Annotated in this window: 10 protein-coding genes; 1 reads left to right on the top strand and 9 read right to left on the bottom strand. The window is 66.3% G+C overall.

The window, feature by feature from the left end; genetic code table 11:
• Nucleotides 1-59: 59 nt before the first annotated feature.
• Nucleotides 60-1,487, top strand: a complete 1,428-nt coding sequence (locus tag TX83_RS06105; RefSeq protein ID WP_064747049.1) for a PLP-dependent aminotransferase family protein — start codon at nt 60-62, stop codon at nt 1,485-1,487.
• Nucleotides 1,488-1,549: 62 nt separating this feature from the next.
• Here the strand turns inward: TX83_RS06105 and TX83_RS06100 are convergent, their stop codons facing one another.
• From TX83_RS06100 to TX83_RS06070, 9 genes are all read right to left on the bottom strand, one after another.
• Nucleotides 1,550-2,164 carry a TetR/AcrR family transcriptional regulator gene (locus TX83_RS06100; RefSeq protein ID WP_064747047.1) on the bottom strand — a complete coding sequence of 205 codons (615 nt, stop codon included), beginning with the start codon at nt 2,162-2,164 and terminating at the stop codon, nt 1,550-1,552.
• Entirely contained in the window at nt 2,161-3,618 is a 1,458-nt protein-coding gene (locus TX83_RS06095; protein WP_064747046.1) for an efflux transporter outer membrane subunit, read from the bottom strand. The genes TX83_RS06100 and TX83_RS06095 overlap by 4 nt, the downstream gene beginning before the upstream one ends.
• Complete coding sequence (locus TX83_RS06090) at nt 3,611-6,808, bottom strand: efflux RND transporter permease subunit (RefSeq protein ID WP_064747045.1); 3,198 nt, start codon at nt 6,806-6,808, stop codon at nt 3,611-3,613. The genes TX83_RS06095 and TX83_RS06090 overlap by 8 nt, the downstream gene beginning before the upstream one ends.
• 12 nt (nt 6,809-6,820) lie before the next feature.
• Entirely contained in the window at nt 6,821-7,999 is a 1,179-nt protein-coding gene (locus tag TX83_RS06085; protein ID WP_064747084.1) for an efflux RND transporter periplasmic adaptor subunit, read from the bottom strand.
• Nucleotides 8,000-8,481: 482 nt separating this feature from the next.
• Complete coding sequence (locus tag TX83_RS06080) at nt 8,482-8,934, bottom strand: hypothetical protein (RefSeq protein WP_064747044.1); 453 nt, start codon at nt 8,932-8,934, stop codon at nt 8,482-8,484.
• Nucleotides 8,935-9,005: 71 nt separating this feature from the next.
• Complete coding sequence (locus TX83_RS23645; protein WP_064747043.1) at nt 9,006-9,326, bottom strand: hypothetical protein; 321 nt, start codon at nt 9,324-9,326, stop codon at nt 9,006-9,008.
• Nucleotides 9,327-9,441: 115 nt separating this feature from the next.
• Nucleotides 9,442-9,891: a hypothetical protein gene (locus TX83_RS22605; RefSeq protein WP_141233389.1), complete on the bottom strand. Its 450-nt coding sequence runs from the start codon at nt 9,889-9,891 to the stop codon at nt 9,442-9,444.
• Between the two features lie 145 nt (nt 9,892-10,036).
• Nucleotides 10,037-10,396, bottom strand: a complete 360-nt coding sequence (locus tag TX83_RS22600; RefSeq protein WP_141233388.1) for a hypothetical protein — start codon at nt 10,394-10,396, stop codon at nt 10,037-10,039.
• Nucleotides 10,393-14,262 carry an RHS repeat protein gene (locus TX83_RS06070; protein WP_186442530.1) on the bottom strand — a complete coding sequence of 1,290 codons (3,870 nt, stop codon included), beginning with the start codon at nt 14,260-14,262 and terminating at the stop codon, nt 10,393-10,395. Before TX83_RS06070 ends, TX83_RS22600 begins: the two co-directional genes overlap by 4 nt.
• Nucleotides 14,263-14,304 lie beyond the last annotated feature (42 nt).

The raw sequence follows: 14,304 nt of genomic DNA, 5'->3' as shown, positions 1-14,304 counted from the left end.
TCCTCACCCCACCCCCGCTCCCACAAACGGAGACGGCTTTGGCTCTCGCAAGGTTGACGATGTCCCAGGACCTGCTCTACGAACGCCTCGCCGAGCGCATGCGCCGGCAGATCCAGCGCGGCGTGCTGCGCGCCGGCGAACGCCTGCCTTCGCTGCGCCGGCTTGGCCGCGATCAGCGAATCAGCCTGGCGACCGCGGTCGAGGCTTACCAGCAGCTCGAGCGCGAAGGCCTGATCGAGGCCCGTCCGCGCTCGGGCTATTACGTGCGCGCGGCCAGCGCGCCGGCGCCGCGCGCCGGGCGCATGCGCCACCTCGCGCGCGCGCCGATGCCGGTGCGCAACCCGGCCCTGCTCGGCGTGCTCGACGTGCAGGCGCGCCACGACTTGGTGCCGCTGCACTCGGCTTCACCGGCGATGTCGCTGCTGCCTAACGCCGCGCTGGCCGGCTCGGTGACGCGCGCGCTGCGCCGCGATCCCGACACCGCGCTGAACTACGCGCCGCCGCAGGGCTTGCGCCCGCTGCGCGAGCTCATCGCCCAGCGTTACGGCCAATGCGGGGTCGACCTGGACCCGGACGAGATCGTGATCACCGCCGGCGCGATGGAGGCCATCAGCCTCACCTTGCGCAGCCTGACCCGCCCCGGCGACATCGTGATCCTGGAAACGCCGACCTACCACGGCCTGCTGCAGGCGGTCGCCGCGCACGGCCTGCGCGTACTGGAGATCCCCAACCGGCCCGGCATCGGCATCGACCCGGCGCATGCTCGCGAACTGCTGGAGCGGCACGCGGTGCGCGCCGCGCTGCTGATTCCCAACTTCAGCAATCCGCTCGGCAGCCTCACCAGCGAAGCGGCCAAGCGCGAACTGGTCGCCGTCTGCGCCGCGCACGGGACCATCGTGATCGAGGACGATCTGTACGGGGAGTTGGCCTACTCCGGCGAACGGCCCTCGCCGATGCGCCGCTACGACGACGGCGAACATGTGGTGGTGTGCGGCTCGTATTCGAAGATGCTCTCGCCCGGTCTGCGGGTCGGCTGGATGACCGGCGCCCGCCGCACGGCCGAGCTGCTGCGCACCAAGAGCTTCTCGACCGTGGCGACCGCGGCGCTGCCGCAAATGGCGCTGGTCGACTACCTGGCCCGTCACGACATGGAACGCGGCCTGCGCCGGCTGCGCCGCGCTCTGGCCGACAATTCCCTGGCCTATCGCCAGGCCGTGCTTGAGCACTGGCCCGACGGCACCTGCGTCGCCGAACCCGCCGGCGGACTGACTCTTTGGGTGGAACTGCCCGAACGGGTCGAAGGCCAGGCGCTGTTCGAAGCCGCGCTGGCCGCCGGCATCGGCATCCTGCCCGGGCATCTGTTCTCCAATCGCGGCGACTATCGCCATCATGTCCGGCTCAGCTGCGGCTATCCCCTGAACGACCGCATCGATGCGGCGATGCGCTCGCTCGGCGATATCGCCAAACGGCTGGCGCGTTCGCGCTGAGATCCGCGCAAAGAAAACGGGCCGCGCATGGCGGCCCGTCGGAATGCGCGGCGCGCTGCGGCTCAGGCCGACAGCAGGTTCGGCAGGAATTGCTCCAGCGCCGCTTTCACCTGATCCACGGTCAAATCCGGTTGCGAAATCGCGCGCATCGCCAAGCCTTCGATCAGGCTCTGCAGGATCAGCACGCGAGTGGCGACCTGATCCTGCGGCACGCCCAGGCCGCCGTCCTCGCGGCTGCGCGCGAACCAGGCCGCCAGATCGGCGCGGAACACCCGGTCCGAGGCATGGGTGGCCGCGGCGATCTCAGCGTCGCGGGTGGCCTCGGCGGTGAGTTCGAGGAACAACGCCGCGCTGGTAATGTTCGGGTCGTTGGCCTGCCACTGCTGGAACACCTCGGCGATGCCCGCGACCAGGTCGCTGGTCGCGTGCAGCTTGGCGATGTCCGAACGCGCTTCTTCCAACTGGCGCTCGATGATCGCCAGGATGATGTCGTTCTTGCCCTTGAAGTAGCGATAGATCAGGCCGGCGCTCATGCCGGCCGTCTCGGCGATGTTGGCCATGCTGGCGGCGTGGAAGCCGTGCACGACGAAACATTTCTGCGCAGCGACCAGAATGCGCTCGCGCTGGGCTTGCGCGCGCGCTTCGGCCTTGGCGGTGGGCTTGCCCGGAGTGCTCATGGGCTGCGCTCGTTCCAGCCACCTCCGAGCACCTTGTACAGAGTCACCCGGTTGGCTTGTTCGGCCAGACGGGTCGACACCAGGCCCTGTTGCGCGGCGTAGAGCGTGCGCTGCGCGTCGAGCTGATTGAGGTAGCTGTCGCGGCCGGCCTTGTAGCGCGCGGTCGACAACTGATCGGCGCGGGCGGCGGCCTCGACCAGCGCTTCCTGGGCCTGGCGCTGCTCGGCCAGGGTCTTGGTCAGCGCCAGCGCGTCGGAGACGTCGCGAAAGCCGGCCTGGATCGCCTTCTCGTACTCGGCCAGGGCGATCTTCTGGTCGGCCTTGGCCGAGGCCAGGCCCGCGCGCAGCTTGCCGCCCTGGAAGATCGGGATATTGACCACCGGGGTCACCGACCACACCCGGGTATTGCCCTCGAACAGGCCCGACAGTTCGTTGCTGCCGCTGCCGAGGAAGCCGGTCAGGTTGATCGAGGGGAAGAACGCGGCGCGCGCCGCGCCGATATTGGCGTTCTGCGCGCGCAACAGGTGCTCGGCCTGGAGCACGTCGGGTCGGCGCAGCAGCACCTCCGACGGCAGGCCGGCCGGCAGCGCGGCCAGGCCGGTCACGCCCTCGGTCAGCTTCTGCGGCAGCAGCGCCGGGTCGACCTGTTCGCCGACCAGCAGATTGAGCGCGCTGGTGTCCTGCGCGACCAGCCCGGCGTAGCGCGCCGCATCGGCGCGCGCCTGTTCGACCTGGGTGCGGGCCTGGCTCAGCTCCAGCCCGGATACGGCGCCGAGCTCGCGCCGCTTCTGGGTCAGATCGTAGGCCGCCTGCTGGTTTTTCAGCGTGGCCTCCGACACCGACAGCAGTTCGCGGTCGGCGGCCAGCGTCAGGTAGGCGTTGGCGACTTCGGCGATCAAGCTGAGCTGGGCGGCGCGGCGGGCTTCTTCCTGGGCGAAGTAGCGCTGCAGCGCGGCCTGGCTGAGGCTGCGCACGCGGCCGAACAGGTCGAGTTCGAAGTTGGCGATCGAAGCGCCGGCGGTATAGGCGTCGGTAACGTTCTGGTTGTCGCCGCCGGTGCGTTCGAGCCGCGCGGTGGCGTTCAGCGCCGGCAGCCGGTCGGCGCGCTGGATGCGGTACTGGGCACGCGCCTTCTCGACGTTGAGCACGGCCACGCGCAGGTCCCGGTTGTTCTCCAACGCGCGACCGATCAGGTCTTCCAGGTTCTGGTCGACGAAGAAATCGCGCCAGCCGATGTCGGCCACCGCCGCGCCGCCGGCCGCGGCGGCCTCCTGCGAGGCCGCCGGATCGGAGCTCAGCGGCTGCGCGCCGACGAAGGACGGGGTGGTCGGCGGCAACGGCCATTCGGCCGGGATGCCGGCCTCGGCCGGCGGCAGCTTCGGCGCGAGGCTGACGCAGCCGGTGCCCGCCAGGGCGACCGCGATCGCCAGAGCGTGAAGGGAGAACTTACTCATGGCTGTGCGCTCCTTCCGCGGCCTGCGCCGAGGGCGCGTGCTTCTTCTTTCTGACGAACACTTTTTCCACCACGACGAAGAACAACGGCACGAAGAAGATGCCGAGGAAGGTGCCGACGACCATGCCGCCGAGCACGCCGGTGCCGATCGCGCGCTGTGCGCCGGAGCCCGCGCCGCTGGCCAGCGCCAGCGGCAGTACGCCCAGGCCGAACGCCAGCGAGGTCATGATGATCGGGCGCAAACGGTCGCCGACCGCGGCCAGGGTGGCCGAGATCAGGTCCATGCCCTTCTCCAGGTTCTCCTTGGCGAACTCCACGATCAGGATCGCGTTCTTGCTCGACAGGCCCACCGTGGTCAGCATCGCGACCTGGAAGTACACGTCGCGCTCCATGCCGCGCAGCCAGGTGGCCAGCACGGTGCCGAGGATGCCCATCGGCGCGATCAGCAGCACCGAGGTCGGGATCGCCCAGCTTTCGTACATCGCCGCCAGGCACAGGAACACGATCAGCAGCGACAGCGTGTACAGCAGCGGAGTCTGCGCGCCGGCCTGGCGTTCCTGGAACGACAGCCCGGTCCATTCCAGGCCGATGCCTTGCGGCAACTGCGCGACCAGCTTCTCGACCTCGGCCATGGCCTCGCCCGAGCTCACGCCCGGCTTGGCCTCGCCGTTGATTTCCAGCGCCGAGACGCCGTTGTAGCGCTCCAGACGCGGCGAACCGTACTCCCAGCGGGTGCTGGCGAAGGCCGAGAACGGCACCATGTCGCCCTTGTCGTTGCGCACGTACCAGCGGTTGAAGTCGCTGGGCGCCATGCGGAACGGCGCGTCGGCCTGGATGTAGACGCGCTTGACCCGGCCGCGGTCGACGAAGTCGTCGATGTACTGGCCGCCCCAGGCCGCCTGCAGGGTCGAGTTGATGTCGGCGATGTTCAGGCCCAGGGCCGAGGCCTTCTGGTTGTCGACATCGACCCGGAACTGCGGCGTGTCTTCCATGCCGTTGGGACGCACGTTCTGCAGCAGCGGGCTCTGCGCGGCCATGCCGAGGAACTGGTTGCGCGCGGCGACCAGCGCATCGTGGCCGAGCGCGCCGTTGTCCTTCAGGTAGAACACGAAGCCGTTGGAGTTGCCCAGTTCGAACACCGCCGGCGGCGCCAGCGCGAACACGAACGCGTCCTTGATCTGCATGAAGTTGCCCATGGCGCGGCCGACCACGCCGTTGACGCTGTTGTCCGGCATCGGCGTCTTGCCGAAGCTGGTCAGCCAACGCCAGCGGTCGCCCCAGGTCGCTTCGCGCTCTTCCCACGACTTCAGCTGCGAGAACGCCATGCCGGCGTTCTGGCCGTTGCCGGCGAAGCTGAAGCCCTGCACGGTGAACAGCGAGTCCACGGCCGGATCGTTGAGGAACTGATCCTCGACCTTCTTGAGCACTTCGCCGGTGCGTTCCTGGGTGGCGCCGACCGGCGCCTGGACGATGGTGAACAGGAAGCCCTGGTCTTCTTGCGGCAGGAACGAGGACGGCAGACGGAAGAACATCACGCCCATCAGCACGGCCATCGCCGCGAACACGGTCATGAAGCGGCCGGCGCGGGTGACGATGCCGTGCACCACACCCTGGTACTTCTTGTTGCTGCGGTCGAACTTGTCGTTGAACCAGCCGAAGAAGCCCTTGTCGGACGCATGGTGGCCCTTCTCGATCTGCTTGAGCATGGTCGCGCACAGCGCCGGCGTCAGCACGATCGCGACCAGCACCGACAGGCCCATCGCCGAGACGATGGTGACCGAGAACTGGCGGTAGATCACGCCGGTGGCGCCGCCGAGGAAGGCCATCGGCACGAACACTGCCGACAGCACCAGGCCGATGCCGACCAGGGCGCCGGTGATCTGGTCCATCGACTTGCGCGTGGCTTCCAGCGGGGTCAGCCCCTCCTCGCTCATCACGCGTTCGACGTTCTCGACCACGACGATGGCGTCGTCGACCAGCAGGCCGATCGCCAGCACCACCGCGAACATGGTCAGCATGTTGACCGAGTAGCCGAACAGCGCGAGCAGGCCGAAGGTGCCCAGCAGCACCACCGGCACCGCGATCGTCGGGATCAGGGTGGCGCGGAAGTTCTGCAGGAACAGGTACATGACCAGGAACACCAGCACGATCGCTTCGAGCAGGGTCTTGACCACTTCCTCGATGGCCACGCGCACGAACGGTGTGGTGTCGAACGGGGTGACCGCCTTCAGCCCCTTGGGGAACGAAGGCTTGAGCTGCTCCAGCTCGGCCTGGATCGCCTGCGCGGTGGCCAGGGCGTTGGCGCCGGTGGCCAGCGAGATCGCGATGCCGGTGGCCGGCTTGCCGTTGAAGCGGGCGATGGTGCTGTAGTCCTCCTGGCCCAGTTCGACCCGGGCCACGTCGGACAGCTTCAGCACCGCACCGTTGCCGTTGGCGCGCACGACGACGTTCTGGAACTGCTCGGCGGTCTGCAGGCGGTCCTGCGCGGTGATGGTGGCGTTGAGCTGCTGCCCCTTCACCGACGGCGTGCCGCCGAGCTGGCCGACCGCGACCTGGGCGTTCTGCGCGCGCAGGGCGGTGATGATGTCGTTCGGGGTCAGCTTATAGGTGTTGAGCTTGTCCGGGTCCAGCCAGATCCGCATCGCGTACTTGGTGCCGAACAGCTGGGTGCTGCCGACGCCGTCGACGCGGGCCAGCGGATCGACCAGATTGGCGGCGACGTAGTCGGCGATGTCGGCACCGTTCATGCTGCCGTCCTCGGACACGAAGCCGATCACCAGCAGGAACGCCGAATTGGCCTTGGACACGCTGACGCCCTGCTGCTGCACGATCTGCGGCAGCAACGGCGTGGCCAGCTGCAGCTTGTTCTGCACCTGGACCTGGGCGATGTCGGGATCGGTGCCGCTCTCGAAGGTCAGGGTGACGCCGGACTGGCCGTCGGACGAGCTGGTCGCCGACATGTACATCAGCCCGTCGATGCCCTTCATGTTCTGCTCGATGATCTGGGTCACCGAGTTTTCCACCGCCTTGGCCGAGGCGCCGGGATAGGACGCGTTCACCGATACCGTCGGCGGCGCGATGGTCGGGTACTGCGAGATCGGCAACTGCGTGATCGCAATCGCGCCGCCGATCATGATGATGATCGCCAAGACCCAGGCAAAGATCGGGCGATCGATAAAGAACCGTGCCATGAAATTCTCCGATTACTGCTGCGGCGCGGCGGCGGGCGCGGCGGCCGGCTTGGCCGGTTGCGCGCCCTTCTCGACCGCATCGACCGGCATGCCGGGGCCGATCTTCTGCAGGCCTTCGACGATCACCTTGTCGCCGGCCTTCAGCCCGCCCTCGACCAGCCACTTGTCGCCGATGGCCTGGCTGACCTGCACTTCGCGCGGCTCGACCTGGCCCTTGGCGTTGACCACCATCGCGGTGGCGGCGCCCTTGGGATCGCGCGACACGCCCTGCTGCGGCACCAGCAACGCGTTCTGGCGCACGCCGGTACCGAGCTGGGCGCGCACGTACATGCCCGGCATCAGGAGGTTGTCGGGATTGGGCACCACCACCCGCAGCAGGAAGCTGCCGGTGCCTTCGTCGACGGTGACTTCGGAGAACGCCAGCTTGCCGGCGTGCTCGTACGGGGTGCCGTCCTCGAGCAGGATGGTCACCGGCGTGCTGGCCTCGGTCAGGGTGCCGGCGGCGATCTGCTTGCGCAGGGCAAGCAGTTCGGCGCTGGACTGGCTGATGTCGACGTGGACCGGATCGAGCTGCTGCACCACCGCCAGCGGCTCGGCTTGATTGGCGGTGACCAGCGCGCCGGCGGTGACCGCCGACTTGCCGATCCGGCCGCTGATCGGCGCGGTGATGCGGGCGCGGCCGAGCACCACGCTGGTGCTCTGCACCTGGGCGCGGCCGGCGGCGACGTCGGCGCGGGCCTGCTTGAGCGTGGCGGTGGCGTTCTCGTCGTCCTGCTTGCTGACCGCGTCGATCTTGACCAGTTCGGTCGAGCGGCGGGCATTGAGCTGAGCCGAATTCAGCGCCGCCTCGGCGCGCGCCAGCGTCGCCTTGGCGCTCTCGGCATCGGCGGCGTAGGTCTTGTCGTCGAGCTGGTACAGCGGCTGGCCGGCCTTGACCAGACCGCCCTCGGTGAACAGGCGCTTCTCGACGATGCCGTTGACCTGCGGCCGCACCTCGGCGATCAGCGAAGCGCTGGTCCGCCCCGGCAGCTCGCGGGTCAGGGTGATGGTTTCCGGCTTCAGGGTCACCACGGTGACCTGACCCTTCTGGCCGCCCGGGCCACCGGGACCGCCCTGCTGGTCGCCGCCCCCACCGCAGGCGGCGAGCGCCAGGCAGAGCACGGAAACGGTGAGAATTGCCTTATAGGACATGGACTTGCGCGACGGCATGGGGGAGCCTCAGGTCGTTAGTGCGGCCAGGACGGACCGCGGGCACATCATAGAATGAACGATCATTCTCTTTTTTTGGGCGCGCGAGGTCAACCCGGCAAGGGCCTTTCGGGCTTGCCGGATGCGGGGTTTTGTTTCACATGGCGTCGACGCGGGTGGCGCCGGCTATGGACCGGCGCACCACCCCGAGGGGTAGGAGCGGCGCGAGCCGCGACCCCACATACCTCAATCTCGCCGCGCAGCTCTGCTGCTCCTGTAGGAGCGGCGTGAGCCGCGACCACCGAAGCACCGCAATACCACGTCCCCATCCGAAGCCACGTCGCGCACCAAAGACGATGCGCCCCCCACCGCGGCCCGACGCAGCCCCATCATTCCCGCCGCCCCGCCGCGACTCATGACCGGCGGAAATCCCGCGGGACGCCGCGCCTACGGGAACCGCCGTCATCCCACGCAACCGGCGGCCATCAACAACGGCCGCATGCGCAGAACCGATCCCGAATCCGCTCCAGCATCGGCCCCTCTCCCGGCGCACCGGCAAGCACGACATACACAACCCCGCGGTCCGCAAGCTCGTAAGCGGACAGCGTCATGGTCCGCCTTCCCCCTGCCCTAGTCTCATACACGCCGGAATCGATGGATATCAAATCGGCCCCCAGGCGCTCGGGCTTCGCGATCTTGCGAAAGCCCGGGTAATAAGGGTGCAGATCGACCGTGAGGCTGGCCCTGCTGGCGCCCACCCGGATCTCGCCCTGGGTCGCATCGATGCCATCGCGCAAGGAAACGGCGACCGGCTCGGAAGTCGCGATGCAAAGAGAGAACTGCGGGCTGACGACGTGCGTCTGGCTGGGATCTGCAGTGCAACCTGTTACCAATGCCATCGACAAAATCGCAAGAACCAGAGCGAGACACTTCTTCACAAGGAAAGCCCCCCTAACCCCGTGCTGCTTTCAGCTTCCATACCGCCTCTCTTGAAACCGATCTCCGCCTGCTACGCCGAGCACCGGCGCGATCTCACCCACGCAACCAATACCAAGGCAAGAGACAGAAACGCTATTGCCCATCTGGCCGGAGTCACTTCATTCAGCAAGATAGTCAGCGCCGTGCCAACTGCCATGAAGGCCGATGAGTGTGGATCGACCGACGCGATGGCGATGCGCATGGCGCCCGTGAAAGGGATCAGGAGCATGTAGCAGATGCACAGCCATATGGTCACCAGCCCGGCAGCTAGAGCCGTGACGTTCCGTGCAAGTAGGCAGACTGCCAGCGCAATTGCAGCCATGCCTAGGACGAGAATCAGAGGAGCGTTCATTTATGGCGTCCGAGGAGACTCAGGAAACCCCACGGGAAGCGAGTTCAAGCCAGCTCAACGGAAAGGTCGCCATGACCGGCTTGCAGCGCTACCGCCGCAAGCCCATGCTGTGCGCTCACATGCCAGAAGAACATCCACCGAACACTTGAACAATCGGAGCTTCCGAGGCGACAACCAGAGCAGACTTTGTTTCATCACCGCAGCCGCCGAGATGGCTGTAGAGAACCAACGCCTGACCGTTAGCCAGGAAGACAGAATACGATCCTTCGATGTCGTCCTTCTTGGCCCTCAGCAAGAAAAATCTCCGCCCCACCAGCCGATTTCTCGCCGAGGAGAAAAGCTCGATATCGCCCTCGAGCCCAACAACCTTCGAATGCCTCAGCAACTCGATAGCCTTCGACAGTTCGCTACCGCCCACTTCAACATAGGCCGATGGCTTGAGCTCATTCGCTTCCAGCGGAATTGGCGCACCGTGAGAGGACAGCCAATCAATCTCGTTGGAAGCAGCAGATTCAGCACTCCAGGGCAAAGACGAGCATCCACTCAACACCAGAATCGCCACCATGACAGCGAACGTTTCTTTTATATGCTGAACCATCCTAGCCTCACTGCTTTCCAACAAAGACTAGACAGGAGCCCTAACCGAAGGTGTTCTGATCAGTTATCACTTATCCCATTGACACAACCCCGATAGCTCTCTGATTCAAGATTCACCGACCATCGACCTGCCGCCGCATCTTGCCCAGCAGTTCATCGCGTCTATCTGACGACGGCATTCTTTCGACTGCCGCAATCGAACCCTGCTGCCGTGCGGGACTCATCGCTTTAAACGATGCCAAGTACTTTCGTTCTAGCTCCTTGTTACCTTCGAGCGCTCCGACCAGTGAGTAGTAAACTTGCTTCTCCGACTCACCATTCCGCGCAGCTTGCTCATACGATCCGGCCGCGTCCGTAAGGACTGCTGCACTAGAGCCATCACATTCATCACATGTACTGGTCGGCGCCCACCAGTAAACCCAAGTGAAGAAGATTGCGATCAAAATCAAAGCACCCGCTAGATATTTTCTCATATCTGCCTTCCGGATAGATAAACCTTCCAACCGCCGTCGGCATAGGGAATCACCGATCGAGTAAACGGAATTCTGATAGTTCTTTTAGGGCCGAGATCTTTCTCACCCCGAGTAACTGTCGGCGAATCTGCACCTCTAACAAACGTGTCTAGAACTTTCGACAGCTCCCTGGCGATATTATCCTCACCTTGAGCAGTGTTGCACGCATTGAGCTTGATAGGCATGCCAGGCTGCCATAGCCCACTTGCACCAATGAGATTTGCCAGCTCATAGGCATCCATATTTGCGACCCTCTTCCTGTTTGCATGAGCAAACACCTCAAGCCTGCCTGCAATATCCGGAGCAGCTACCGCAGCCGCATAATTAGGATCATCCGACGGCAACAAAATTAGTTTGGCCAAGCCAAATGGATCAGCGAACTTTAAAGGACTGTCGGCGACGTACGTGTAAGTGCTTATCCCACCCTCTAGACCGATCGGATCGCTCTGTACATACCGCCCGCTAGTCGCATCGTAATCCCGGAAGTAGTTGTAATTCAGCCCCGTAGCCGCATCGAACCGCTGCCCCGGGAACCGCAGATCGAACACGAATGCGGTGCCGTCCTGGTCCGGATCCTGGTTCGGCGCATCGTTGCCGAAGGCTTCGCCCTTGGCGTTCCAGCTCCAGATCGCGACGTTGCGCTCCGCATCGATCACCGCGCGCGGGGTGCCCAGGTGGTCGGGCTGGACGTAGTGCAGCTTCTGCGTCGTGCCGGCGCCAGTCAGCAGGCCGACCGGCGCGTCGTTTAGCCACACGGCCTGCTGTTGCGCCGCGCCGTTGGCGTCGTAGTCGCCGATCCAGTGGCCGGCTTCGTCGTACAGGGTGTAAACCGCCACCGCGCCGCTGGCGCCATTCGTAGCCGCGACCCGCTCGCCCCTGGCGTTGTAGCGGTAGCTGCGGTTCACGACCCCGCCCGACTTGACCTGGCTCATGCGGTCGTTGGCGTTGTAAATGAACTCCTTCGCCATGCCGCCGATGCTGGTGGTGTTGCCGACCGCGTCGTAGCCGCGGGCCACGCCGCCGACATCGGTCAGTCGGTGACTATCGGCTGGGTAGCCGTAGGTGGTCGTCGTGCCGGCGCGCTGCAGGCTGGTGCGGTTGCCGGTGGCGTCGTAGCCGTAAGTCTCCAGCGCGGTGCCGGTGGGGCCGTCGCGGGTGGTCTCGAGCCGGCCGAGGGTGTCGTAGTCGTACTTGGCCAGGAAGGCGCTGTGCAGGCCGTCCTTGAGCTCGGTCAGCTCGCCGGCTTCGTTGTAGCCGTAGTCCAGCGACAGACCGCCGCTAGCGGCATCGAAGACGGTCTTGGCGCGGTAATCGAGGTCGTAGCTGCGGCTGAGGCTGCGGCCGTTGCCGTAGGTCCAGCCGGCCACCGGGCCGAACGGCCGGTAGCTCGCGCCGGTCAGCAGCGCGGTGCGGGCGCCGCCCGCGGGCGTGACGTGGACCTGGGTCACCCGGCCGCCGGCGTCGCGGGTGTAGTCGGCGACGGCGCCGTCCGGGTAGGTGAGCGCCTGCAGGCGGCCGGCCGGGTCGTACGCGTAGCGCAGGGCGAAGCTGCGGCCGTCCACGGTCTGCAGCTTGCGCGTCACCCGGCCGAAGCGGTCGTAGCAGTACTTGAGCGCGGTGCCCTCGGTGCGCATCGCGGCGACCTGGCCGACGGCGAAGGTTTCCCCGGTCGCGCACTCTGGGTTGACGCTGTCGTAGTCGTACTCGACGTCGTTGCCGCCGCTGCCGTAGGAGATCGTCTTCGGCCGGCCCAGCGCGTCGTAGCCGTAGCTGTGGGCGACGGCGTCGTTGGCGTCCTGCTTGCTGGTCAGCTGGCCGGCGGCGTCGTAGCCGTAGATGGTGACGCCGGTGTCCGGGCTGGTCAGCCGGATCTGGTCGCCCAGGCCGTTGTAGCCGTAAGTCGTACTCAGGCCCTTGGGGTCGACGACCTGGGTCAGGCGATCGTTGGCGTCGTACTGCAACCGGGTTTCGACGGCGAGGCCGTTGACGTCTTGCAGGGTGCGCACCAGGCGATCGAGCGGGTCGTGGTCCTGGTCGGTGACCCGGCCAAGCGCATCGGTGGCCAGGTTCGGGTTGCCGCGGCTGTCGTAGGTGAAGAAGGTGGCGTTCTGGGCGGCGTCCTTCACCGCCTGGACTTCGTCGAGCAGGTTGAACACGCGCGAGAACGAGCGGGTGAGCGTACCGTTGGCGCTGCGGGTGTCCTCCTGGGTGCGGTTGCCGCGGCTGTCCAGGGTGTAGTGGATCGTATTGCCGGCCTCGTCGGCGACGTCGGTCAGGCGCCGGGCGGCGTCGTAGGTGTAGGCGAGGTAGGCACCGTCGGGCAAGGTCACTTTCTTGACCAGACCGGTCGGCCAGTAATCGACGCGCACGATCCGGTCGTCGGCCTCGCTGGCGTCGTCGGCGCCGCGGGTCTTGGCGGCGGCCAGCCGGCCGCGGGCGTTGAACTCGTAGTCGGTGCGCACGCCGTTGCCGTCGCGGGCCGAAAGCGCGCGGCCGGCGCCGTCGTAGCGCAGCACTTCCACCACGGTCTGGCCGAGTGCGTTCTCGACCTTCCACAGGTCGCCCTTGCGGTAGGCGCAGGTCGCCGGCGCCGCCGCGCAGGCGGCTTCGTCGTGGGCGTAGTAGTAGTAGCGCACGACATCGGCCACGTCGCTGCGCGGGCCGTCCACGGACAGCGGCAGGCCCGCGCGCGGGCAGGCACCGGCGGCGATGTCGGCCTGCTCGCAGTAGCGGTAGGCGGTGATGCGGGCCGGCAACTGGCCGCTGGGATCGATCTGGCTGGCGGTGAGCGTTTGGCCGCGGTCGTTGTAGGTCCAGACGCTCTTGGCGACCAGTTGGCCGTTAGCGTCGAGCCGGCGACGCTCCAACGGAACGCGGAAGCGGGCGTGCCAATCGGTCTGGGTGGTTCGGCGGTGGCCGGCGGTGTCGTTGGCCGCTTCTACAGACTGCGTCAGCAGGCCGCGCGCGTCGTAGTCGACGTCGTTGACGACGCCGTTGTCGTCGATGCGGTCGTAGCGGCCCGCGGCGTCGTACACATACTCCGTCTTGCGCGGCGCGCAGCCGGGGCACTCGGTGACGATCCGCCACGGCACGATGCGACCGTTGGCCGAGGTCAGATTGAGTTTCCGCTTCGCACCGGAGGGCAGGCCGATGGCGGTGTAGGCCATGTAGGTCCGGTTGCCATCGCGCTCGTAGTCCGCGCTGTACTGGTCCAGCGACCCGGCCAACTCGGTGCCCAGGGCCAGATCCCAGTTGTAGTGGGTCGAGGAGTAGCGCACGCCCGACTCGTCTTCGACGCCGGTCAGGGCTCCCCAGCGCGTAGTGCTGGAGCCCATGTAGCCGGCCTCGTCGTACCGGTACTTGACCGTGGAACCGTCCTGGTACTCTACGGTTTCCAGGCGGTTCTGCGCCGTATACGAGAACTTGATCGCTCGTCCGTCCGGCAGGTTGAGCTGCGAGATCAGATCGGCGGCGTTGTAGTCGAAGCCTAGCGTGCGGCCGGCGAAATCGCGGACCGTCTTCAGGCGGCCGGAGGCGTCGTACTCCAGGGTCTGCCGAAAGCCTTGCGGGTCGCGCAGCTCGGTCAACAGCCCGGCCGCGTTGAAGATTTCGAAATGACCGTCTTCGTCCTGGTACTCCCAGCCGTCGGCGAGCTGGCGAAGACGGTGATCGTTCCCCGGGTAGGAAGTCCAATACTCGCCGGATTCCGGCTTTTTGAAGTAGGCAATCTTGCCGTCGGGACGCGAGACGACGAACTGGTCCCTCAGGCTCCAAAATTTCCATAGCGCCCCACGGCTACCGTAGTTGAAAGTACGGTTTCCGCCCAAGGTGAACGAATGGGGCGGCAGCGGCGCCGGTGGCAACAGATA

This window comes from Lysobacter antibioticus HS124 (assembly GCF_000336385.2).
GTDB lineage: Bacteria > Pseudomonadota > Gammaproteobacteria > Xanthomonadales > Xanthomonadaceae > Lysobacter > Lysobacter firmicutimachus.
This window is presented reverse-complemented; position numbering and strand designations above follow the sequence as displayed.